General features: G+C 47.0%; 22 protein-coding genes. 11 read left to right on the forward strand and 11 right to left on the reverse strand.

What is annotated here, in order from left to right:
- The first annotated feature begins 47 nt into the window (after nucleotides 1-47).
- Nucleotides 48-806 (forward strand): DUF4442 domain-containing protein, encoded by a 759-nt coding sequence (locus tag DVY93_RS02005; protein ID WP_230708704.1) that lies wholly within the window; start codon nucleotides 48-50, stop codon nucleotides 804-806.
- A gap of 124 nt (nucleotides 807-930) precedes the next feature.
- On the opposite strand, the gene gspE is transcribed toward DVY93_RS02005, so the two are convergent.
- A complete protein-coding gene (gene gspE, locus DVY93_RS02010) occupies nucleotides 931-2481 on the reverse strand; it encodes a type II secretion system ATPase GspE (protein ID WP_230708706.1) in 1551 nt (516 codons plus the stop codon).
- A 489-nt stretch (nucleotides 2482-2970) separates the two neighbouring features.
- On the opposite strand from gspE, the gene DVY93_RS02015 reads away from it, so the two are divergent.
- Both DVY93_RS02015 and DVY93_RS02020 read left to right on the forward strand, forming a co-directional pair.
- Nucleotides 2971-3795 carry a thiazole synthase gene (locus tag DVY93_RS02015; RefSeq protein ID WP_230708708.1) on the forward strand — a complete coding sequence of 275 codons (825 nt, stop codon included), beginning with the start codon at nucleotides 2971-2973 and terminating at the stop codon, nucleotides 3793-3795.
- A 95-nt stretch (nucleotides 3796-3890) separates the two neighbouring features.
- The gene (locus DVY93_RS02020; protein WP_230708709.1) at nucleotides 3891-5318 is read left to right on the forward strand and encodes a WS/DGAT/MGAT family O-acyltransferase; all 1428 of its coding nucleotides are present in this window, start codon (nucleotides 3891-3893) and stop codon (nucleotides 5316-5318) included.
- A 41-nt stretch (nucleotides 5319-5359) separates the two neighbouring features.
- On the opposite strand, the gene DVY93_RS02025 is transcribed toward DVY93_RS02020, so the two are convergent.
- A complete protein-coding gene (locus DVY93_RS02025) occupies nucleotides 5360-6187 on the reverse strand; it encodes an inositol monophosphatase family protein (protein WP_193006337.1) in 828 nt (275 codons plus the stop codon).
- 386 nt (nucleotides 6188-6573) lie between these two features.
- Nucleotides 6574-8628, reverse strand: a complete 2055-nt coding sequence (gene dxs / locus DVY93_RS02030) for a 1-deoxy-D-xylulose-5-phosphate synthase (protein ID WP_230708710.1) — start codon at nucleotides 8626-8628, stop codon at nucleotides 6574-6576.
- A gap of 543 nt (nucleotides 8629-9171) precedes the next feature.
- On the opposite strand from dxs, the gene ribA reads away from it, so the two are divergent.
- The 3 genes from ribA to DVY93_RS02045 all read left to right on the forward strand — a co-directional run bounded on the left by ribA (nucleotide 9172) and on the right by DVY93_RS02045 (nucleotide 11724).
- Nucleotides 9172-9864, forward strand: a complete 693-nt coding sequence (gene ribA, locus DVY93_RS02035; protein WP_230708711.1) for a GTP cyclohydrolase II — start codon at nucleotides 9172-9174, stop codon at nucleotides 9862-9864.
- 11 nt (nucleotides 9865-9875) lie between these two features.
- On the forward strand, nucleotides 9876-10874 hold the full coding sequence (gene hemF, locus DVY93_RS02040) for an oxygen-dependent coproporphyrinogen oxidase (protein WP_198334926.1): 999 nt from the start codon (nucleotides 9876-9878) through the stop codon (nucleotides 10872-10874).
- A 379-nt stretch (nucleotides 10875-11253) separates the two neighbouring features.
- The gene (locus tag DVY93_RS02045; RefSeq protein WP_193006333.1) at nucleotides 11254-11724 is read left to right on the forward strand and encodes a c-type cytochrome; all 471 of its coding nucleotides are present in this window, start codon (nucleotides 11254-11256) and stop codon (nucleotides 11722-11724) included.
- Nucleotides 11725-11869: 145 nt separating this feature from the next.
- On the opposite strand, the gene DVY93_RS02050 is transcribed toward DVY93_RS02045, so the two are convergent.
- From DVY93_RS02050 to DVY93_RS02065, 4 genes are all read right to left on the reverse strand, one after another.
- Nucleotides 11870-13042 (reverse strand): hypothetical protein, encoded by a 1173-nt coding sequence (locus DVY93_RS02050; protein ID WP_230708713.1) that lies wholly within the window; start codon nucleotides 13040-13042, stop codon nucleotides 11870-11872.
- 27 nt (nucleotides 13043-13069) lie between these two features.
- Nucleotides 13070-14023 carry a mechanosensitive ion channel family protein gene (locus DVY93_RS02055; protein ID WP_230708715.1) on the reverse strand — a complete coding sequence of 318 codons (954 nt, stop codon included), beginning with the start codon at nucleotides 14021-14023 and terminating at the stop codon, nucleotides 13070-13072.
- A 99-nt stretch (nucleotides 14024-14122) separates the two neighbouring features.
- On the reverse strand, nucleotides 14123-14695 hold the full coding sequence (gene gloA / locus DVY93_RS02060) for a lactoylglutathione lyase (RefSeq protein ID WP_193006330.1): 573 nt from the start codon (nucleotides 14693-14695) through the stop codon (nucleotides 14123-14125).
- Nucleotides 14696-14840: 145 nt separating this feature from the next.
- Nucleotides 14841-15479: a carbonic anhydrase gene (locus DVY93_RS02065; protein WP_193006329.1), complete on the reverse strand. Its 639-nt coding sequence runs from the start codon at nucleotides 15477-15479 to the stop codon at nucleotides 14841-14843.
- 522 nt (nucleotides 15480-16001) lie between these two features.
- Here DVY93_RS02065 and potA point away from each other — a divergent pair.
- The 5 genes from potA (at nucleotide 16002) to DVY93_RS02090 (ending at nucleotide 20782) form a co-directional block, all read left to right on the forward strand.
- On the forward strand, nucleotides 16002-17243 hold the full coding sequence (potA, locus tag DVY93_RS02070; RefSeq protein WP_230708717.1) for a spermidine/putrescine ABC transporter ATP-binding protein PotA: 1242 nt from the start codon (nucleotides 16002-16004) through the stop codon (nucleotides 17241-17243).
- A complete protein-coding gene (gene potB, locus DVY93_RS02075; RefSeq protein ID WP_230708719.1) occupies nucleotides 17243-18121 on the forward strand; it encodes a spermidine/putrescine ABC transporter permease PotB in 879 nt (292 codons plus the stop codon). Before potA ends, potB begins: the two co-directional genes overlap by 1 nt.
- On the forward strand, nucleotides 18121-18951 hold the full coding sequence (gene potC / locus DVY93_RS02080; RefSeq protein ID WP_230708721.1) for a spermidine/putrescine ABC transporter permease PotC: 831 nt from the start codon (nucleotides 18121-18123) through the stop codon (nucleotides 18949-18951). The genes potB and potC overlap by 1 nt, the downstream gene beginning before the upstream one ends.
- Nucleotides 18952-19058: 107 nt before the next feature.
- Nucleotides 19059-19949: a LysR family transcriptional regulator gene (locus DVY93_RS02085; protein ID WP_193006326.1), complete on the forward strand. Its 891-nt coding sequence runs from the start codon at nucleotides 19059-19061 to the stop codon at nucleotides 19947-19949.
- 272 nt (nucleotides 19950-20221) lie between these two features.
- On the forward strand, nucleotides 20222-20782 hold the full coding sequence (locus tag DVY93_RS02090) for a hypothetical protein (protein WP_230708723.1): 561 nt from the start codon (nucleotides 20222-20224) through the stop codon (nucleotides 20780-20782).
- Between the two features lie 115 nt (nucleotides 20783-20897).
- Here DVY93_RS02090 and DVY93_RS02095 read toward each other — a convergent pair whose 3' ends face one another.
- The 4 genes from DVY93_RS02095 to DVY93_RS02110 all read right to left on the reverse strand — a co-directional run bounded on the left by DVY93_RS02095 (nucleotide 20898) and on the right by DVY93_RS02110 (nucleotide 23656).
- A complete protein-coding gene (locus DVY93_RS02095; protein WP_230708725.1) occupies nucleotides 20898-21269 on the reverse strand; it encodes a CrcB family protein in 372 nt (123 codons plus the stop codon).
- A gap of 55 nt (nucleotides 21270-21324) precedes the next feature.
- Nucleotides 21325-22374, reverse strand: a complete 1050-nt coding sequence (gene tsaD / locus DVY93_RS02100; RefSeq protein WP_230708727.1) for a tRNA (adenosine(37)-N6)-threonylcarbamoyltransferase complex transferase subunit TsaD — start codon at nucleotides 22372-22374, stop codon at nucleotides 21325-21327.
- Between the two features lie 238 nt (nucleotides 22375-22612).
- Nucleotides 22613-23146 carry a c-type cytochrome gene (locus DVY93_RS02105; RefSeq protein ID WP_230708729.1) on the reverse strand — a complete coding sequence of 178 codons (534 nt, stop codon included), beginning with the start codon at nucleotides 23144-23146 and terminating at the stop codon, nucleotides 22613-22615.
- Between the two features lie 126 nt (nucleotides 23147-23272).
- The gene (locus DVY93_RS02110; protein WP_230708731.1) at nucleotides 23273-23656 is read right to left on the reverse strand and encodes a hypothetical protein; all 384 of its coding nucleotides are present in this window, start codon (nucleotides 23654-23656) and stop codon (nucleotides 23273-23275) included.
- Between the last annotated feature and the right edge of the window lie 410 nt (nucleotides 23657-24066).

Genomic DNA, 24066 nt, shown 5'->3' on the forward strand with positions numbered 1-24066 from the left:
CTCATGTCATTATCACTGTAAAAACCATCCAACTTAAGGAATTTTGTATGTCAGGATTATTAAAAAAATTGCCTATCAAACTGACCAGCAAATTGCCAGCCAACGTATCTGACAATACCAGACCACCAGTTGAAAAACCGAACAGCACCCTTAAGCCCATCAGCAATCATTTTACCAAGCTTTTGTCAGTCACCAAGTACTTGCCTGCCAGTGCCCGCTCAAGTATTTTATCTAAAGCGTTTGGTAAAGTGGTGCCATACGTGGGCACGACAGGTGTCTATTATGAAACGGTCGAACCCAATCAAGTGGTGGTCAGTTTAAACAACCATAAATCCGTGCAAAACCATATCGGCACTATCCATGCCGTGGCCATTACCTTGCTTGCTGAGACCGCTACGGGCTTTATTTTGGGTTTAAACCTGCCGTCTGATCGTGTGCTACTGATTAAATCTTATTCGGTGAACTTTCATCGTCCGATTAAAAAAGGACAAGTGGCCGCCATAGCGAGCTTAACGGACGAACAGCGCTTAGACATTTTAAACACCCCAAAAGGCGAAATGGTGATTCCTTGTGTCATTCATGACCGTGAGTCTGACAGCGAGCGCGCCCCTATCGTGGTTGAGATGACGTGGGCGTGGATACCCAAATCTGAATTAGAAGCGCGTCGTCAAGGCAAAACCAGCGAAACCACAACAACAACCGAAGCGGCCACTGACCTCAGTGCTGACACTGAATCTAAGCCACACACTGAAACTGAGTCGGACCAGCAAGCAGTGGCTAAAGCTGATACAGTAGAAACCAAATAGCCAGTTGAAAGCTCGTAAGAATCCATGGGCAGTCTACTTTGAAGGCTCGTACGTGTTTGGTCAGATTGGGGTTAGAGACGGAAAATCGATCAAAAATGCCATGAAATCGGATAGACACGTACCATTAGCTAACAATAGCGTCATCAGTCAGGGCGCTTTCTTTGGTCACCCGCAGCACCTCCTCTAACGTCGTCCGCCCCTCTATGACCTTGCGTAGACCATCAGCACGAATTGAGGGTGTCTGCTGGCGGGCGTACTCTTCTAGCTCGTACTCAGCGGTATTACTGTGAATCATGCGGCGTAAGGCGTCATCAATGGGCACTACTTCGTATATCGCTGTACGTCCTTTAAAACCTGATTGATTACACTTATCACAGCCGATAGGTTTGGGCAATTGAATAGATGTTCCTGCCCCCTTCTCCTGAGCCTCAGACCCTGCTTCAATACCAATTTCGGTGAACAGTTTGGCTTGTTGGGTATCCGCTGTCTGCCAGCCATGACAGTGTGAGCAAAGCGTGCGAACCAAACGCTGCGCCACCACGCCAATGAGCGAAGACGATAACAAAAATGGCTCCACACCCATGTCTTGTAAACGAGTGACTGCACCAATGGCCGTATTGGTATGCAGCGTGGATAATACCAAATGTCCTGTCAAAGACGCTTGTACAGCAATCTCGGCCGTCTCTAAATCCCGAATCTCACCAACCATCACCACGTCTGGGTCTTGTCGCAACATCGCGCGCAAGCTCTTGGCAAAGGTCATATCCACTTTGTTATTGACCTGCGTTTGTCCAATACCATCTAGCTGAAACTCAATCGGGTCTTCCGCTGTTAAGATGTTACGGGTTTGATCGTTTAAGTCTGTCAATGCCGAATACAGCGTGGTGGTTTTGCCTGAACCTGTCGGTCCTGTCACCAAAATGATGCCATGAGGACGATGAATCAAACGCTTAAGCTCACTATAGTCATTATCAGAGAGCCCAAGGTAGGTCATATTCAGACGACCTGCTTGTTTGTCCAATAAGCGCATGACGACTCGTTCACCAAAGCTCGATGGTAACGTAGATACCCGCACATCGACCTCACGCCCTGCCAATCTTAAGCTGATACGACCATCTTGCGGCACGCGCTTTTCAGCGATATCCAATTTGGCCATGACTTTAATACGTGATACCAATAATGGCGCCAATTGGCGTTTGGGCGTGATGATTTCTTTTAACTCTCCATCGACACGAAAGCGCACCACCAGTCGCTTCTCAAAAGTTTCAATATGTATATCTGAGGCATTTAAGCGTATCGCTTCAGACAACAGCGCATTGATCAGACGGATAATCGGCGCATCGTCTTGCTGATCCATCAAATCCTCAGTTTCAGGGACACTGTCCGCCAAACTATCAAGGTCGGGATGGTCTTCAAGCCCAGCAGCAATATGCTGCGACTCTCCTGTATTACCAGCGTAAGCCGCGTTCATACGTTTTTCAAAATCATCTGAGCTGATACTTTCATAAGTCGGTATAGCGCGCACGCCTTGCTGCTGTAAAAAACGCACCGCCTCATTAATGGCCGATAACGGAGTGGCCTTGGTCAATACCAAAGTCGGTGGCAGCTCAGGATCGATAGCAAGTATGATCAAGATTTGATGGCGTTTCGCAAAACTGTACGGCAGTTGCAGCATATAGACGGCCTGATAAATAGAGATAACGTCAGAAATAAAATCATGCGAAAAGGTAGCAAACGCACTGTGCCGAGCGGGCTAACCCAAAAAGAGTGCAAGTAAGATTGCATGAGTTTGTTATAATAACATTTTGTTTTAAACGCGTATGATTTTATGTGGGCGACGTTGTAGGTCACTGTCACTATCACTGTCACTCCCATACTTTTTATCGTGTTCATAGTAAAGCGATAGTCAGTTCACTGTAAAAAACACCGTGCTGCTAGGTTAGTTTCTATCGCCTTTGTCGGCACAAGTTGTGAGCAGAATGACAGACTGTAATGTCATTGAGACTGCCAACGTAACAGATTTATAATGAATCGACTGTGTCATGCGATTCTTATTTTACTGACAGTGCGTTACTATGACTTACTGCACGCGTTTTTATACCACTTGGACTGTTTATTACTATTTGTCTTTCACCTTGCCCGCTCGCTATTAGGATTTGCCGTTATGTCAGAGAACGCTAACACTACTACTCCCCCCACTCCACTGTTGCAAGATACGTTTACCGTTGGTAGTCGCACCTTTTCCTCTCGGCTGTTGGTGGGTACAGGCAAGTATAAAGACATGACTGAAACGGGTGACGCTATTGCCGCATCCGCCGCAGAGATTGTGACGGTCGCCATTCGTCGTACCAATATTGGACAAAACAGCAATGAGCCCAATCTGCTTGATGTGATTTCTCCTGACAAATACACCATCTTGCCCAACACAGCAGGCTGCTTTGATGCAGACACCGCGATTCGGACCTGCAAGCTTGCGCGTGAGCTGTTGGGTGGGCACAATTTGGTCAAGCTTGAAGTGCTAGGTGACGAAAAAACCCTTTATCCCAATGTCACCGAAACCTTAAAAGCTGCCAAAGTATTGATTGATGATGGTTTTGAAGTCATGGTTTATACGTCAGATGATCCCATCGTCGCCCAAGAATTAGAGAGCATGGGCTGCGTGGCAATCATGCCGCTTGGCAGTTTGATTGGTTCAGGTCTGGGGCTGCTCAATCGTCACACGCTTAGCTTAATTATCGAAAACGCCAAGGTGCCCGTATTGGTTGATGCCGGCGTTGGCACAGCCTCGGATGCAGCGCTGGCCATGGAGCTTGGTTGTGATGGCGTGCTGATGAACTCAGCGATTGCCAATGCCCAAGACCCAGTCATGATGGCACACGCCATGAAGCATGGCATTTGGGCAGGCCGTGCAGCATTTTTGGCAGGTCGTATGCCTATGCGCAAGATGGCCACGGCCAGCTCACCGCAAACTGGCTACTTTTTTCAGTAGGTTTACGATGCCACGGCCCTAAATGAAGAACCCGTTATAAAATAATCAGAAAAATATGATTTTTTATCCAATGTATCGTCATAAAAGGATTTATTATGCGACTTCTCACAGCTGTCGACCAGTTGTTTCTACTTCTTGAGACGCGTAAACAACCCATGCACGTGGGAGGACTGTTTTTATTTGAGTTGCCCGAGGCGGCGGAGAGCGATTTTGTCTATCAGTTGGTCAAGCAAATGCAAGACTCTGATGTGGCGCCAAGCTTCCCTTTTAATCAGGTTCTAGAGCATTTGGTGTTTTGGAAAAAAGACAAAAACTTTGATGTCGAACACCATCTTCACCATGTCGCTCTGCCAAAACCTGCCCGTATTCGCGAGCTGTTGATGTACGTCTCAAGAGAGCATGGCCGTCTGTTAGATCGCGCCATGCCGTTATGGGAATGCCACGTGATTGAAGGGATTCAGCCAGAAAATGAAGGTGGGCCGGAACGGTTTGCGTTGTATTTTAAGATTCATCATTCTTTGGTTGATGGCATTGCTGCCATGCGCCTTGTACAAAAATCTCTATCACAGTCACCAAATGAGCCCGTCACTCTGCCCATCTGGTCATTAATGACGCGTCATCGTAATCATGTCAATGCGTTACTGCCGGCTGAAAGGTCGGTCAGACGCATCATCAAAGAGCAAGTGTCTACCATCAAACCTGTCTTTACAGAGCTGCTAGATAATTTTAAAAATTATGGCGATGATGGGTATGTCGGTACGTTTGATGCGCCCATGAGTATTTTGAATAAACGCATTTCCGCCTCCCGGCGAATAGCGGCGCAGTCTTATGATATAAAACGGTTTAACGATATCGCTGAAAGACTAAAAATCAGCAGAAACGACGTCGTACTAGCCGTTTGTGCGGGCGCCATTCGTCAGTACTTAATATCGATGGACGCCCTGCCCAGCAAACCATTAATAGCATTTGTGCCCATGTCACTGCGTACCGACAACAGTATATCGGGCAATCAGTTGTCATTTGTGCTGGCCAATCTAGGCACGCATTTAGATGATCCACTGCGTAGGCTTGAGCTGATTCATCGTAGTATGAATAATGGCAAACGCCGGTTTCGCCGGATGAATCAAGCGCAAGTCATCAACTATAGCGTGATCGCTTATGCGTGGGAAGGCATCAACTTGGCCACCGGCTTATTCCCTAAAAAGCAAGCCTTTAACCTCATCATCTCTAACGTTCCTGGGTCTGAAAAGCCCCTGTATTGGAATGGCGCACGGCTGCAATCCTTATACCCCGCCTCTATCGTGTTCAACGGTCAAGCGATGAATATAACCTTAGCCAGTTATTTGGACCGGATTGAGTTTTGTATCACTGCCTGTAGTAAAGCCCTACCCCACGTCCAAGACATGCTGATGCTCATAGAAGATGAGTTAACGTTGTTAGAAACGATGAGTAAAGAGCTTGAATTTAAAGGGATAACGGTCAAAGATAAAAATGTGCAAACCAAAAAAAAGCTGGCTCCATAATGGAACCAGCTTTTGTTATTTAATGGTCTAAATGCAACTGCTTAAAAAACATCGCCCCAAGTTGGCACCACAACCTGCATCAACGGTTTTAACAGTTTGACATTACAAGCAAAGATAGAACCTGAGGTCATAGAGTTATGAGCGCCCGTGTGATCCACCACCACACCGCGTGCTTCGGTCACGATAAGCTCACCCGCTGCGATATCCCAAGGCTTAATAGACATCTCAAAGTAGCCATCAAAACGTCCAGCCGCCACATAGCATAAATCAAGGGCCGCTGAACCCAAACGACGAACCTGACCGCCTGCCTCAGATATTTTCTGTAAGCTTTCAAAGTGCTGTTTAGCGTAAGAGATGACTTCACCATTGCGCTTGCGCTCAAGCGGATGACCTGTGGTAAATAAACCGCCATCCAGCGTTTTGCGTTCGCTCACATTGATACGGCGCTGATTGAGACGAGCACCTTTACCGCGGCTGGCAGAGAACATCTCATCACGGACGGGATCATAGATAACGCCGTGTTGCGTGACCCCTTTATGCTGTACCGCGATAGAAACACAAAACTGCGGCACACCATGTACGAAGTTTTTGGTGCCATCTAGCGGATCGATAATCCAGCACCAGTCAGCGTCTTCGCCGCGGCCTTCTTGCATACCAAACTCTTCACCCAAGTAGGAGTGATCTGGATAGCTGGCTTTTAGCGTTTCAATGGTGAGCTCTTCACTAAAACGATCAATACGGGTGACCAGTCCATCAAGTCCTTTAGATTCAATATCTAACTCGATTTTGTGGCGGTTTTGATGCGCATATAAAATCTCTTTACCAACTTTTTCAGCAGTACGCGCTGCGATGACGACCATGGGTTCCATAAATAACCTATTTGCTTGATGAATGAATATAAAAAATAGTAAGACCAAATCTGTGCCCACAACCTGCCAATCAGCCGCTGCATCACATCGTACCTACCACACACTATTGCTATGCGATTTAAAAAACGCGCCTATTAAAACGTTCTTCATAAAATAAGAATTGCATTATACTAAAATTGTTCGAGAAAAACGCAAACCATTACGTACGCCAAATCCGCCATGGTTAAACCAACCGCTGTTTTGGTGGTCATCACAAACTGCCCAAGTTGTAAAAAAGTCAGCACCTACGGCTAGCAGGCGTTCGCTCTCGTTATCGAGCTTTATTTGTTCAAACCAATGCTCGATTTGAACGAGTATTATAACGCTTAAAATATTAAAAGTATGGCTTACGACAACAGCTGCTGAAGCTGCATGACCACACCATCAATATCTAGACCACAGTCAGCCATTTGCTCTGCTTGCGAACCATGGGCGATAAATCGATCAGGGATACCAATATTACAGACAGCTGGGCGATTACGTTTAAAGGCAGTCGACTCATTGAGCAAATACTCATTCACCGCGCTACCCGCGCCGCCCATGATCATATGCTCCTCTAACGTCGCGATATGAGTGATGCCTTGCGCCAATAATGTTTCTAACAATGCCGTGTCTAAAGGCTTTACCCAGCGCATATTGACAACATGCACCTGACAACCTACCGCGTCATCATGAGTAAGACTCTCTGCCGCTTGCTGAGCCGTGGCCACCATTGTACCAAACGCCAACAATGCAAGTTTTTTGGGAGCCGCATCACTACCTAAAATGGATTCTACGGCTGCCTCACCGATTTTATAAGTGTGGGCAGGCTGCTCAATCACTGCTCCTGTACCAACACCGCGCGGATACCGGACCGCTGTGCAACCTTGATATTCATAGCAAGTATTGAGCAGATGGTAGCACTCGTTCTCATCTTTTGGCGCCGCAATCAGCATGTTGGGCACACAGCGCAAAAATGCAAAATCAAATACGCCAGCGTGGGTGGCGCCGTCTTCACCGACCAAACCTGCGCGATCAATCGCAAACATCACGTCAAGATTTTGTAGTGCCACATCGTGGATTAGTTGGTCGTACCCCCGCTGCAAAAACGTCGAATAAATCGCTACAATCGGCTTAACACCTTGCGTTGCCATGCCAGCTGCCAGCGTGACCGCATGTTGCTCAGCGATGGCCACATCAAAAAAGCGCTCTGGAAAATGACGCGCAAAGTCGGTCATCCCTGAGCCTTCTTCCATGGCAGGAGTAATCGCCAGTAGCTTCTCGTCGTGAGCTGCTTTATCGCATAAAAACTGCCCGAACACTTGTGAGTACTTTAAGGCAGGCTTGCTGCTTGACTGTGACGTTTCTTTGTTCGTACTTTGAGTGTCACACTTAATGTCTACTGGTAACTTGCTGATCGCATGATAGCCGACTGGATCTAACTCTGCGGGCGCAAAGCCTTTGCCTTTTGTGGTATAAATATGGACCAAAACAGGGCCTTTTAGACGCTTAGCAAGGGATAGTACACGCAGTAACTCAGGGATATTATGACCGTCAAATGGACCGAAATAGGTAAAGCCAATCGCTTTGAATAAATTGTCTTCTAGCTGCGGGACATCACGCATCTCTTTATGACGTTTACGGCGATCAAAAGCTTGCATATCTGGGCGATGACACAGAATAGGTTCCCCTTTATCAGAGATATCCACCTGATAACCTGATTCCCAAAGCATGGCTAAATGACGGGAGAAACCACCAATAGAACACGATATCGACATATCATTGTCATTTAAAATGACCAGCAGATCAGCATCTTGCTGCACTGCGTCATTCATGGCTTCAAATGCCATGCCGCCTGTCATCGCACCATCACCAATGATACAAGCAACGGTTTGCGCGCGACCCTGATAACGCAGCGCGAGACTCATGCCTAAACCAGCTGAGATTGAGGTCGATGAGTGGCCAACACCAAACGTATCGTAAACCGACTCTGCCCGCTCAGGAAACGCGGTCAAACCATCCTTAGAGCGGATAGTGCCTAACTGCTCGCGGCGACCTGTCAACACTTTATGCGCATACGCTTGATGTCCAACGTCCCAAACGATCTGGTCGTGCGGCGCCTCCAACAAGTAATGGAGCACAATGGTCAATTCCACCACGCCCAAGTTGGCACCAAAATGACCGCCACTTTGGCCTGCTGAATACAACAAAAAAAGCCGTAGCTCATCAGCCAACACAATCAGCTGAGCTGTTGTAAAGGTATTCAAATCCGCTGGTGCAGCAATACTATCAAGTAAAGGCGTCTGCGGACGCACGCGCGGGATCACAGTATAAGTCTGCTGTAAATTTGACAGCTGGGCAGCAGAATCAAAGGCTGACGCAGATACGGACTGAGGCTGTGGGGAATGAATTGACTGCTGCATAAACCGTACGATACCTACTATTCTGCTGACAAGACGTTGCCGGAGCGCGTAACGCTAACTAAGCCACGTCAATAATATCTACATCGTTATGGATGTAATGGATTATATAATAATTATTTAGACAACTTGTATACACATAGCTGCTATCTGCGCTGCGCCTAAAAGCAAATGTGCCGCCGTAATGGACAGCGAGGCTACAGTGCTCAGACGCTTTAATGCCAAGGGCTGATATTATGCCTTATTATCTTGCATCATTATCAGATGTTAGTGACGACATAGTAATGTAAGGACAAAGACTTGTCACTGTATCCGTCAAAATAGTATGGCATAATAGCATTTTTTTTTAATTATCGCTTCAATCATCGTGCGTCGTTTGTGAACTTTGTGTGTTTTTATCATAAAGACAATCAGCACGCTTGGTTTACGAACCGGTTATACTGACATCACCCTAACTCTAATAATATGGCTAGGATGACATGGCTGCTTTATCACAGCCATAACAGACTCTCTACCGCCACCATTATCGGCTTATGCAGGACATTAATGTCATATCAATTTATCACTAGCGCCAAATTACCGACTCGTCACGGCGAGTTTGATATTCATATCTTTGAAAACGATGCGGGTCAAGAGCATGTGATGCTGACCGTTGGTTTGTCTGTGGCTGAGCAAAATACAGATGCCGCGGCTATATCGAGCCAAAATGCGCCGCCGCTCCAAAAGGACGAGACGCTAGTGGAGCAACCAATCCCCTTGGTTCGTATTCACTCCGAGTGTCTCACTGGCGATGCGTTTAGCTCATTAAAATGCGATTGTGGGCCGCAGCTCAATACAGCGATGCAAGCGATACAAGAGACGGGCTATGGTGCTATTTTGTATTTGCGTCAAGAAGGTCGCGGTATTGGCCTGACCAATAAGATTCGCGCTTATGCCCTGCAAGATCAAGGTCATGATACCTTAGACGCCAACCTCATGTTAGGCTTGCCCGCTGATGCGCGCATTTATGATATGTGCGGGCCCATGCTCGCCCATGTTGGTGTTAAGGCGGTAAAGCTCATTACCAATAATCCTGATAAAGTGGCCTATCTGGCTGAAAATGGTATTGAGGTTGTCGAACGCGTGCCATTATTGGTTGGGGTAAACGATATGAATGCTGAGTATCTCGCAACCAAACGCGACCGTATGGGACATCTCTTGGACAAAAACATCAATACCGCCATACACCTTAATAAATAGATGAATATCTTATGAGTATTCCAAATATGGACAACAAACAAGATTTGCCAGCGGCAGATTCAGTAGCGACACCGACCAATACTGACATCACGCGTGTGCGTGAATTTTTAGTCGATTTGCAGGCGCGTATCTGCCAAGCTCTAGAAGCACAAGAGCGTGACGGTGGCGGTGATGCCAAATTTGTTCCTGATGACTGGGAACGCCCTGAAGGTGGCGGTGGCCGCTCCTGCGTGTTAGCAGATGGTAAAGTGGTGGAAAAAGCGGGCGTGATGTTCAGTCACATTCATGTCCACAACTTGCCTGCGTCAGCCACGGCGCGCCATCCCGATATCGCTGGCCGTAAAGCGCAAGCCATGGGGGTCTCACTGGTTGTCCATCCCAAAAACCCAAACGTTCCTACCAGCCATGCGAATGTGCGTTTGTTCGTAGCAGAAGCTGAGGGCGAAGACCCTATCTGGTGGTTTGGCGGTGGTTTTGATTTGACCCCGTTTTATCCGGTGCTCGAAGACTGTGTTCACTGGCATCAAGTCTGCCATGACCTTTGCGCGCCTTTTGGGGACACTGTTTATCCTGACTTTAAGCAATGGTGTGATGAGTATTTCTACCTGCGTCATCGCGATGAGCAGCGCGGTATTGGCGGCTTGTTTTATGATGATGTCAATACTGACAGTCGCGGCTGGGATTTTGAGACGTGCTTTGACTTTATGCAGGCGGTTGGTAACGGTTACCTTGACGGTATCATGCCAATTTTCGAGCAGCGTAAAGACACGCCTTATACCGAAGAGCAACGTGAATTTCAGCTGTATCGCCGTGGCCGCTATGTTGAATACAACCTTGTCTACGACCGTGGCACTTTATTTGGACTCCAAAGCAATGGCCGTATTGAGTCTATCCTCGTCAGTATGCCGCCGCTTGCCAGCTGGCACTATCGCTTTGAGCCTGCTGAAGGGACACCTGAGTTTGAATTGACTGCTTATTATCTAAAACCCCGTGATTGGTTAGCCCTATAGTTTTTTATACACCATAAAATCTATCATTTTTAGAGCATGCCCGTTTAGAGCGTACCTATTTAGAGAATGCCTTTTTAGAGAATGCTCATAAGGTCAGCCATCGTAGCTGGCCTTATTTATGTCAGCTTTTTAATCTAAAATAGAGAGATCTGAAACGATACACCTTATCGTTACCTTAAATATTACGATGATATAACAACTATACTAACTACCTTGATGTAGATAACCGTTACAATAGAATTTATTTTTAGCAAAACCCTTTAGAAGCGAGTGCGCTTCCAAATGTTTGTTAGGCAGCGTTTTTTATAATAAGACTTTACCATTAGGCCAGCGTCTGCAAACGCCCCTACTATTAGCCAAATTTAAAGGAGTAATTCATATGGCACAGATCCACACCAACAAATCATTGAAATCTATCTTCGGCATCACCTTGATGGCCGCCGCCTTAGGGATGACAGCTTGTAGCAGCCCCACCGACCCTGACGTAAAAGCCCGTCAAGACAGCATGAAAAGCTGGGGTGATGCGATGGGCGTCATGGGCGATATGGCTAAAGCACCTGATACCTTTGATGCCGAAGTGTTTCAAGAGCAAGCTGCATTCTTAGCAGAAGATGCCGCCACTCCTTGGAGTCATTTTGCCAACCAAGAAGCAGCCGGTAACGCCACTGAAGCGGTTTGGTCTAATGTCGATGGTTTCCGTGCTGAAGCAGAAAACTTCGAAAAAGTAACCGCTGAACTAAACGCCGCTGCACAAACGGCCACTAGTATTGAGGACGTCATGCCTGCCTTCAGTCAAGTTGGTGAAAGCTGCAAATCCTGTCACACAGAATTTAGAGTAAAAAATGACTAAGTAGCCTTGTTTTTACTTTATAAAAAACCGCCACGTCACTTGATATGGCGGTTTTTTAATCTTTGAGAAACGCTAAAGAACGAAAAGCCGCTTACTCTAGAAGCACTGCATGCGCTAAAGTATGATATCCCGTGACATGCGCAGCCTAGGTTTCATCCACGGCAAATAGGACATTGCGTACCACCGAGCGGGAATCTGCCGATCCGCCAAGCGAGCCTGACAGTATCCCAACGGACGCTAGAAAGGCGGCCAGCCGCATATGGGCCGCGAAAGAGGCGCCATCCTTATCAGAGGTCCAGGTACTCATCAACGGATCTGGAAACACGAACACCACCACCCCGTACATCAGCACACCAAACATCAGAAACAGACAAATCAAGGTCAGCACCAGTGCTAGGTAAGTGGCCCCAGCCGTGACCACCGAGCTCTCCGATGTATGTCCTCGCCGCGTCGAGATCAGCCGGAAGGAAAAAGTGCGGTAGAGCACAAAGGTGGCCGTCAGAAAACTGGCAAATACGAAGACTGCCAATTGGCCATAGGACACCGATGCCGCAAAATCCCAAGTCTCCCCGCCAAAGATAAGCACAATGATCACTGAGAGCGCCGTGGCAATCATGGTTGGCAGCTTGGTAGCAATGCGTGCCGGATTGGCCCGGATGGCACCGCGAAGAATACGGGGAAGGTTACCTAGGGTGTGTCGTCCAATAAAAGCGAGTTTGCTGCTCTCAGAATAGCGATCATTGGCTTCTCTCGGCAAGTTTTCAACCATTTTCTGATGTTGCGACTCGGTGAAATGCTGCATGGTGTCGAGGTCATCAGGCACCTGTACGCGGGCGAGATAGTTGGTCGAACCTTGCACGTAGTCTAGGTTCAGTAAGCGCCCGAAGCAATGTAGCATCAGGGTCGTCAGGCGCTTAGTACGGATTTCCTGTTGCGGGAGCTCGTCTTCTCCGTAGGCGATCAATCGGCGCGTGGAGATCACGGCCACATTCGTGAGCTGGGATGGCAGCGCGAGAAGATAAGACACCGACGCGGCGGCAATCTCCACGTCCGTAATGATGAGCAAAAAGGCCAGTTTGCGTTCGGTTTTCTCGTTGATGCCGATTTGTATAAAATCGAGAGCCTGATAGCCGTTCTCCTCGGCGGTCAGGCTGGGTCCTGCGAACGAAAACGACTCCACCTGAATGTCGAGCTTCTGCTGGATGATCTGATTGAATTCGACCGTAGCAGCCTTGGTCAGAGCTTCCAAGGCACCATCACTTTTTTTTCCGGCTACGTCGAGTTGCATAATGCCAAGGGCAATATTTCTTTCGGACATGGTCAAAGTGGCCTTAACGTAAGCAAACTATTCTGCTGATTTATTGACATCGACAGCGTGCTGTTCATTCAATTTTTTGACGATGGATTTTACCGAAGGATCACCAAGATCCAAAGTGCGTATAGGAAAGGGAATGTTAATGCCCGCCTCATCTAGCGCGTTTTTAATTTGTACCATCACTTCATGAATAGAAGCGACTTTGTGCGCCTGCGTGCCATCATCAATAAACCAGCGCACCATCAAATCAATAGAAGAGTCACCAAACCCTGTGGCAATCACGCTGGGGGCTTGATGCGTAGACACCGTGTCGGCTTTGCCAAGCGCTGCGAGAATCTTCGATTTCGCTGTCTCAATATCATCTTCGTAGCCAATGCCTACTGCCACTTGCAGACGGCGCTGCTTATACGCCGTGTTGACAGTCAAGGCCGAGGTGTACAAGTCGGAGTTTGGAATGACCACTTGCCTGCCATCATAGGTTCTGATGGTGGTCGCGCGAATCTTGATGTCTTCAACTGTCCCTTCGTAGTCGCCTGAAATGATCTGATCGCCAATACGAAACGGCTCTGACAACAGGAGCAAAATACCAGAGAGCAAGTTTTGAAAAATGTCTTTGAAAGCAAAACCAATGGCAACAGAACCAATGCCTAGCGCCCCAATCAGCTTGGCTGGCGTAAAACCCGGTATGGCAACCACCATCGCAATCATAAAGCCGATGAATAAGATCAGGGCACCGCCGACCCGCTGAAAGACCTTGACCAGATTTTGATGACGCACACGCGCGCCTAAAAATTTGTGCACGACTTTTTTAAATAAAAGGGACAACAGCCAAAAAATACCCAGCACAATGAGGGCTGCCACAAAATAAGGAATACGCTCGATAAAGCCACTCGCCAGATCCCGGGTGGTGTAGACCACTTGTTGATAAATGGTCATACCATCGGCTACCGTATTCGATAAGCGGCTCACATCAGGGGTGGGCATAAACGAGGTACTCCTACAGCTAGGTTAGCGCGTGTTTATAAACAAAGGGCGTGATGGCTGAACAGCTGAGTGCTGAGCAGTTCATGACTAACCCGCCATTTAGCCCATCAAATCGGCTTGTACAATCTCAATCCAATAGCCATCAACGTCTTTGATGAATGCAATATTTTTCATACTGCCATCTTCTGGACGTTTTTTAAACTCGACCTCGTTTTTGTCAAACCAAGCAACAGCCTCATCTAGGCTCGGCACACTAAAACAGATGTGACCAAAACCTTGGGGTTCTTGGTTGCCATCATGATAGCTAAAGTCCGCTTTTGTTTCGGTACCATAGTTATGCGTCAACTCCAAGATACCGCGCTGACGAAACGCAAAAATTTCCAAGTCATCACCAGCAGGCAGACTTTCCCGCTCACTCTCGGTAAGCTTGGCTAAAAAGTATAAATCAAACCCCATATCAGGGAATTTTTTTACCGCCAGCAAAGTCATGCCAAGAACACCCGTATAAAACGCCAATGATTTGGCCGGATCTTTTACCCGTAGCATGGTGTGATTAAACGTAAAGCCTGTCGTCTGAGCTGAGATGGGCTGTACGCCATCTGTGTTTACGCTGCTCGCAGGCTGAGCTATATTTGAGTCATTATTGTTATGGTTAGATGATAAGTTAGACATAATTATCCTAATGTGTTTCAGAAAATAAAGTGGTAAACAGACGCCCCGCAGTGGTAGTGACGCGACTGCCCCTCTCATCATAATAAAAATTTGTGAAAGGATTGAGAGGTTTTTGTAAGAGCGTATGCGCCATTTAAAATACGAATTAGCTGTCTAAAAACCTTACTTTTCCTGTCTCTAGATCATACTCTGCCCCAACGACGAGCAATTGACCACTATTGGTTAAGTCCTCTAACGCCCGTGAGCCATGCTTGAGCTGGCTCACTGACATGCGCACGTTGGCACGGATAGCGCGATCGACCAACTCGTCGGCATCGACGTCTTGACCATTGGCGGTCGCCAGCTCGTGCAAGTTATAAACGCTTGGGCGAATGCGGTCAACGATTGACTGCAAATTGGGAGAATAGTTTTGCTCAGGATTGATCAGTGTTTCGACGCAAGCCGTTACCGCACCGCAATGTGAATGTCCAAGCACGACCACCAGCTTGGTACCAAATGTTTCGGCGGCAAACTCAACTGAGCCAATCTGTGATGGCGCAACCACATTACCTGCCACCCGAATGACGAACAAGTCGCCCAACCCTTGGTCGAAGACAATCTCAACGGGGACCCGAGCATCTGAGCAGCCTAAAATAATGGCGAGTGGGTCTTGCTTACTGACCAATTCAGGGCGTTTTTGCATGAGCGGATCAGCATTGGTCAAGCTATCCACATATCGCTCATTGCCTTCTTTTAGCATGGCTAGGGCTTCTTGACCTGTTTTTGGGCGTTTATCATTGGGCATAGGGCATCCTTTATCATCAATAATGTTAGAGTTATAAGCTGCTTTACATCTGTTTATTCAAATACAGGTTGGCTGCACGATTTGTAAGCCACTATTCAGCGAGCCATTGTTCAGCCAGCAGACTCATTATCTTTGTCTGCCATAAAGGGATTGTATAGGAATAAAGGCGAAAAAATGATAAAAAATTTTGTTTTAATGTCGTTACACCCAGGCAATTATGACCAGCCGCACAAGTTTATAAAACGGCAAGCCATCATTAAAAATAGGTCTGTGCGCCCACAACATGCATAGGCCACCAAAAATCACAAGCTAAGACTCATAGATAAATAGACCTTAGCAACTTAATGGAGCTGGACGCATAACATTAACGAAGTTGCACTGATTTGTAGCAAGGGTTTGTTATAATACGCGGCGACCAGACTAGGTTTACATTCAGAGCTTATACCCATACCAAGCCACCTTGATGACAGTGCCCCAGATAAATAACTGTACTGAGATGTTGGATGCTGAGGAACACATACTATGACCAATTCACCTCCAACTGCGCATAGAAACTCTGTGTCGCCTGACGATGACAAGGTGCTACTGCAACTGACTGGTCTAAAAAAAACCTATGATCAAACTGAAGTACTAAAAGACATCAACCTTGATATCAAGCATGGTGAATTTTTGACCCTGCTTGGCCCATCAGGCTGCGGTAAAACCACCTTACTGCGCTTAATCGCTGGCTTTGAGCAACCAAACGCGGGCGCCATATATTTAGATGGTGTGCAGATGGCAGGCTTGCCAGCCGATAAGCGTCCGGTCAATACGGTGTTTCAGCAGTATGCCCTGTTTCCACACATGACTGTCGCGCAAAACGTCGCTTACGGGTTGAAACTCAAAAAAGTGCCTAAAGACGAGATTAACACTCGCGTGCGCGAGATGCTCGCCATGGTGCAATTAGAGCATTTGGCCAATCGTAAGCCGCAAGATTTATCGGGTGGGCAGCAGCAGCGCGTGGCGATTGCACGCGCGGTGATTAATCGTCCTAAATTGTTATTGCTTGATGAGCCGCTATCGGCACTCGATCACAAACTGCGTTTGCAAATGCAATCAGAGCTTAAACGCCTGCAACGTGAGCTGGGCATTACTTTTGTCTTTGTCACTCATGACCAAGAAGAAGCGCTCTCCATGTCAGATCGCATTGCCGTGATGAAAGACGGCACGTTTCAACAAATCGGTACGCCGATTGAAATCTATGAAACCCCTGCCAATTTGTTTACCGCTAAATTCATCGGTGAGACAAACCTCTTTAAAGCAGAGGTTCAAGGTGTCTACCCTGAGCAGCCAGACCGTGATGGCAATGTAACCAATGGTCGTATCGAGGTTGAAGTCTGTGAAGCGCAAGCACAAGATGGCCCAACGGCCTTACGTAATTTGCGTCGCCCTAATTTTGCGAACGATGTGCAAGTTGGCGATATCGTCAATTTACTCCTCCGCCCTGAAGATTTGCGGATTTATGATCCCAAAGACACGGCTCATAGTGGCCTACTAGGCCGTGTCATCGAAAGCAACTATAAAGGCAGCACCTTAGATTCGATCATTGAGCTGGCCAACGGTCATGTGATCAAAGCCTCTGAATTCTTTGATGAGGATGATCCAAGCTTTGATTATAAATTGTATGAGGCGGTTAAAGTCGCTTGGGTTGATGGCTGGGAGTGGGTATTGCCAGAAGAAGACGGGGCGATAAAAAGTAGAACGGCGCAAAAGGATGGCAGCTGATGGCACGTAATAGCTTAGGCAGTAAAAGCCCTTTTCGTACTGCCACCCTTTGGCTGATTTGGGGCTGGTTGCTGATATTTGCGCTGTTGCCCAATATTTTGGTGATCGCTGTCAGTTTTTTGACCCGTGATAGCAGTGCTTTTATTAGCTTGCCTATCAGCATCGATAGCTACGTGCGCATGCTTGACCCGCTGTATTTTGAGGTGTTTGTCCATTCGTTATGGATGGCAAGTATCACGACGGTTATTTGCTTGTTGCTTGGTTACCCTTTTGCTTGGCTAGTTTCCAAGGCAAAAGTGCGCTGGCAACCGCTGCTCATGATGCTTTTGATCCTACCATTTTGGACCAATTCTTTGGTACGGACTTATGCGCTCAAACTGCTGTTTGCCAATAATGGTTTGATCAATAAATCTTTGTTAGCGATCGGGGTAATCGATGCGCCTATAGATATTTTATATACTCAAGGGGCAGTGATTGCCGGACTCACCTATTTACTGTTTCCTTTTATGGTATTGCCGTTGTACGCGGTGTTTACGGACTTGCGTAACGACATGCTGCTGGCCTCACAAGATTTGGGCGCTTCAAAGACGCAGACCTTTTGGCATGTGGTACTACCATTAACGACGCCTGGTATCATTTCAGGCGTACTTTTAGTGTTATTGCCAGCGATGGGCATGTTCTATGTGGCCGATATTTTAGGCGGTTCACGCAATCTGTTGGTGGGTAATATTATCAAAAACCAATTTTTGGATGCGCGCGATTGGCCGTTTGGGGCCGCCGCCAGCGTGTTACTGACACTGGCGATGGCCGTATTGTTACTCGCCTACCGTGCCAGTAGTCGCCGTATTGGCAAAACTGATTTTAACGAGGTGGCCTAATGTCCAATAATCCACTGAACCATTCCTTAAGTAGCGCCCCGACCAAACCTAAACGCACTATCAAGATTGGCAGTATCGCGGCTAAAGGCTATCTTGGCCTGATTTACGCCTTGCTCTACCTGCCCATCCTTGTCTTGGTGGTCATGTCATTTAATCAGTCAAAAATCGGCTACAACTGGGGCGGTTTTAGCTTAAAGTGGTATGAGTCGCTGTTTAACAACCAAGCCATGCTCGATGCGTTTTGGCATTCGATTGTATTGGGACTGGTCGCTGCGACCGTCTCGACCTTGATTGGAACGCTTACTGCGCTTGCTCTACATCGCTATAAGTTTCGCGGCAAAGGACTATTGAACGGATTGCTCTTTGTGTTGATGATGTCACCTGAGATCGTCCTTGCCATCTCATTGTTGGCGTTATTTTTATTGATTGGTCTGCAACTAGGCTTTGTCTCGCTGCTATTGGCCCATATCACCTTTTGCCTCCCTTTTGTGGTTATCACGGTCTTTGCGCGCTTGAGTAGCCTAGATGAACATCTTTTGGAGGCCGCACGTGACTTGGGCGCCAATGAATCAACGATGGTACGTACGGTACTTATTCCCGTTATTTTGCCTGCGGTAATGGCAGGTTGGTTGCTCGCCTTTACCTTGTCGCTGGATGATGTGGTGGTTTCAACCTTTGTTACTGGTCCCAGTTATGAGATTTTGCCACTGCGTATTTACTCTATGGTCAGGGTCGGACTCAAACCCGAGGTCAACGCCATCGGTACGCTGCTGCTCGTGGCTTCCTTGGTATTGGTCATCATCTCACAGCTCCTGTTACGTCGGCGCTAACTGTCTTTTGTTTATTAACCATAAGTTATTAATCATAAGCTTTGAGTGAAAGTCAGCGATATATTTATTATAATGAATTTTTCTCACTTTAGCGGTCAGGTAATACTATGCTCGAGCTCCGCCACCTCAATACTTTAACCGCGCTACGGGCGCATGGTTCATTAGCGGCAGCGGCTGATGAACTACACGTCACGGCCTCTGCCGTCTCGCATCAGCTAAAAGAGCTGGAGAACTATTACGATATCAGCTTGGTAAATCGCCGCACCCGCCCGCTCACTTTTACGCCGGCAGGCAAAACGGTACTGGCCTTGGCAGATAGCATCATGCCGCAAGTTACCCGTACTAAATCTAATCTTAAACGCTTAGCGCATGGTCAAGCAGGCAGATTACGCCTAGCTTCTGAGTGTCACAGTTGTTTTGATTGGCTGATGCCGATACTAAACCAGTATCGCCGTGAATGGTCGGATGTGGAGCTAGACTTTGCCACCGGTTTTGAACCCGAACCGCATCATTTATTGATGGAAGGTGATATTGATTTACTGATTACTACCAGTGACTTACCGATAGAGGGGATCAGTTATCAGCCATTGTTTGAATATGAAAGCCGCTTAGTGCTGTCACCAACGCATGATTTAGCAGCGCAGGACTTTATTGCACCGAAGGACTTGTGTGATGAGACCTTGATTGCTTATCCAGTAGAAGCCAAGCGCCTTGATATTATTGCCAACTTTATGACACCAGCGCAGGTAAGCTTTGAGCGTGTGCGTACGACTGAGTTGACAGCGATGCTGATTCAGCTCGTCGCTAGTGAGCGCGGCGTGGCAGCACTGCCTGATTGGGTGGTGGCTGAATATGAGAAAAAAGGCTGGGTGGTCTCACGTCCATTAGGTAGTGGCGTGTATTGTCAGCTGTATGCAGCGACGCGCACGTCTAGTCAAGAGACGGCTTATATGCAAGGGTTTGCAAGTTTGTTAGAAGGGATTGTGAAGCCGTTGTAAGACAACATTTTTTAGCTAAGTAACGCTAAATCTTTCTTATACCATGGTTCCCTAGTGAGGACTTGAACCTTTGCCTGTAGGCTAGGAGTATCACGGTTTAAAATTTCTGAATTGGTCGCAGTGTACTTTATAGTGGACTTAGCATACATATTCTATTTTTGGTCAGTGTGCTATACAGGGCTTGTACTCAATACGTCTATCCCAGCTACTCACACTGAAATATGGCAAATTAACAATACATTTAACAAGCTGCTACTTGGAAAAATCAGTAAATGAACTTAAGTTTTCGTGATTTATCTACCCTTGGAAAGCTATACATTATTTTTTTAACCTTTATGGTTGTAGTAGGTACTATCTACATGCTTATTGTGATAAATGTAGATAGAAAATCTGACAAATATCCGGTTAATGAATCAAGTATCTATAGCAGCGAAGGTGTTTTAACACTAAGAGAAACCTATAGTAATGAGTATTGGCTAAACCTAAATAGCAATGGAAGCGACACGATTATCAATTGTTATTTGGGTGCGCGAATGCCTAATGGAAATGGCGGTTGTCGCATACCTGCTGAAAAGATAACTCTCATTCAAGGTAAGGAAGTTACTGTTCATTGGTATAAAATCCCCAAATTATATTGGTACCACAACCCTTATAAGCAACTCATAAGTATTAGCGCTGATGATGAAATTATTTATCAGATACACAAAGGTAAGAATCAACTTCTCGTAAATGTTGGTGATGCCTACATAATGCTCATGTTATTTATGGGAAATATCTTAATGTTTTTCGTCATTAGATATCTTATCAAATCCAATTTTGGTGAGTTTAAATAATTTAAACTAGAAAGTCTTTATAGCGTATACCTCAAGGGAACCCCTCAAACAGACCTAATAAGAAAAAAATAGACCACTTAAAATAGACTACTAAGTAAATAATATCTATCAAAGGCTACAAAACCAGCTTAAAAAAGTAAAAACCAAGCGCTGTCGCCAGTAATGTCAGTCCAACATGCAGCCCTATCAGCGCTAACCCTGCCAGCAGTCGTCCATCATGAATAAAACCAAATACCTCTGCGCTGAACGTGCTAAAGGTGGTCAGTCCGCCCAAAAAACCAGTAATCACAAACACGCGTACATTGTCAGACAGACCACTTCCCATACGCTCAAACCACACCAATGCCAGTCCGATCAGCAGACCGCCCAAGATGTTAGCGCCCAAGGTGCCAAGCGGTATCCAACTGTGCATAGAATTAAAACGTGATAGCCACGCGCGCACGCAGGCACCAAACGCTGCTCCTAAACCGATGGCGAACCACTGCATAAACGATCCTTACGTTAGCGAGATGTTAATGGACACATGTTCAAGCAACAAGCCATTAAACCGCCGGCAGCTCAGTCATGGGCCAACGCGGCACGCAGCTGACCGCCAAATCATCAGCCTGTCCCGCTTGCAGACGCTCATAACCGGCATAGGCAATCATCGCGCCATTATCGGTACACAAAGCAGGCGGCGCATAATGAACCGTGGCATTGATCTTGGCAAGCTCGGCTTCTAATGTTTCGCGCAAATGGGTGTTGGCACTAACGCCACCTGCAATCACCAGTCGGCTCATCTCTGCTTGCTTTAACGCTTTGACGCATTTTTTTACTAGCGTGTCGACCACGGCATGCTGAAAACTGGCGGCGATATCGGCGCGGACTTGTGGATTACTGTCGGAGCCACTCCCTGAACCTTCAGTGTCTTTAATCAGGTTATGCACGGCCGTTTTCATACCACTAAACGAAAAATCCAAGCCGCGATGTAGCATTGGACGCGGTAAGTCATAAGCGCTGGGATCACCATTTTCGGCCAATTTGGCAATATTAGGGCCACCAGGATAGGGCAAGTTCAGCATTTTGGCGGCTTTGTCAAAGCACTCACCTGCAGCGTCATCTATTGATTCCCCCAGTATTTCATACTGCCCAACCCCGCGAGCCGCGATGAGCAATGTATGGCCACCTGACACCAATAACGAGACAAAAGGGAACGCTGGTGGATTGGCGCCCATCAGCGGTGCAAGCAGATGCCCTTCCATATGATGGACACCAATCGCTGGGATACCTAAGCCATAGGCCAAGCTGCGCCCAAACAATGCCCCTGTCATCAAGGCACCAATAAGCCCAGGGCCTTTGGTGTAAGCGACCGCATCAATCTCGTCCTTACTGATATCGCATTGTGTCAAAAGCTCATTAAATAAAGGCACAAGCTTACGAATGTGGTCGCGACTGGCAAGCTCAGGCACCACGCCACCATAAAGCGCATGCAGCTCTATTTGTGAGTATAGCACTTGCCCGAGCAGCCCTTGATTGTCGCTGTCTATTTGCTCACTATCAAAAATCGCTAACCCTGTCTCATCACAAGATGTCTCTAAACCTAATACCTTCATACTGTTGCCTTTATATCGTTTTTTGCCGCGTTTTTTTGTTTTATACGTTTCAAGAAATGTCAGCAGCAGGAGCAAAATATCAGTGCGACCCTTAGTGGGCTAAATGCATTTGACTCAGCTCATCACATTTTTGAGATTGCTATCAATAAAAAACGGGCATAAAAAAACCGTCATTGTCAGTCACAATGACGGTCATTTTAGCAAATTTCAATGGCTGATATACTCTATATATACCGTATCAGCTTACTGACGCTAGCATGTAGTCAACAGCGGCTTTTACTTGCGCTTCGCTGACACCATTTACGGCTTGTGCAGGCATTTTATTAAAGCCTTTAGCCGAGTGCATGTACAGTGTCTCTTTGTCTTTGGTTAAACGAGCACTCCACGCCGCTGTGTCTCCATATTTGGGCGCATTAAGCAAACCGGCTTCGTGACAGACCTTGCAGTTTGACTCATACAGTTTAGCGCCTGCATCAGCGGCCAAGACTTCAGGCTCAGCAGTCACTTCTTGCGCAGCCTTTGCGTCAGTAGCAGTTACCTCAGCATCAGTTATCTCAGTAGATTCTGCCTCAGCAATAGGCTCAGGCGTAACCACTTCAACCTCAGCTACGGGCACCTCTTCTACCACAGCGGTGGTTTCGGCAGACTCATTGACCGCAGCAGACTCCTCCACCGCTTCGTTGTCACCACTGCAAGCACTTAGCACCAACAGGGCGCTGACACTAATGGCAGACAAAGTAAGTTTATTCACACGCTGTTGTTTATACTTCATGATCACACCTCTACTCGATATTTCATGGGGATGGCGGCTCATGACAGCACAGAACCTCATCACTCTTACCTACCACTTACAAGCGCTAACCACCGGTAACTGACGACTTATTCAGCCAGCAAGCGCTTATTGAGGCGCCGCACTACTAGTGGCTGCCGTCTCGGCACTATCAGAACCTGCACCCGCCGCACCCGCACTATCAGTAGCAGCCGTTTCTGCCATATCAGCGCCAGTCGTTTCCGCTTCAGTTGTTGCTGTTTCGGCCGTTGCCGCGCCCTCTACTGCTGCGGTATCCGCTTCAGCAGCTGGCATCGGAGCTGTTTCTGGAAAATCTATGTCTTCAGCTGGCGGCGCATTTTTGATAGCCAGTGCAGCGGCTTCATCAACGCGATCTTTTGCCAATACTTCGTGTGAGTCATGCTCGTTTTCGCCACCACAAGCGCTAACGCTCACACCCAAAGCGACGATAAATGCTGTGCTTAACGCCGTGTTTAGTACTGTTTTTCTCATTCCAACATCCTCAATAAAATGCCTATAAAACGGGTAATGTGCTTAGTATTCCATACAAATTATCATAGCATAAACTCCGCCCAAACCGTTATAGACAGTAGGGGTTTTTTATTCACACCATGCAGCGCTTTTTGGGTCACTGTGCTACCGCTTTTATTACATTACTGCCCCATAAGTTTGAAACATGCTTATCAGTAGCGCCTGATTGTCAACACGTCTATTTTATGATGTGATGAATTGATGTGACACCCTGCAACTTAATGATGAATAGGGATTAATGCGCTAAAAGCATTGACTTTGTTGATATTTTTTATTAAAATACCTGCCCTTGTGCTCCTGCGCAATATTATCCTAGTTTGAGCTGATGCCAGTAATCTTGAGATATTACGGCTAAATACTAATACACAGCC

This window comes from Psychrobacter sp. CCUG 69069 (genome assembly GCF_021023115.1).
GTDB classification, from domain to species: domain Bacteria; phylum Pseudomonadota; class Gammaproteobacteria; order Pseudomonadales; family Moraxellaceae; genus Psychrobacter; species Psychrobacter namhaensis.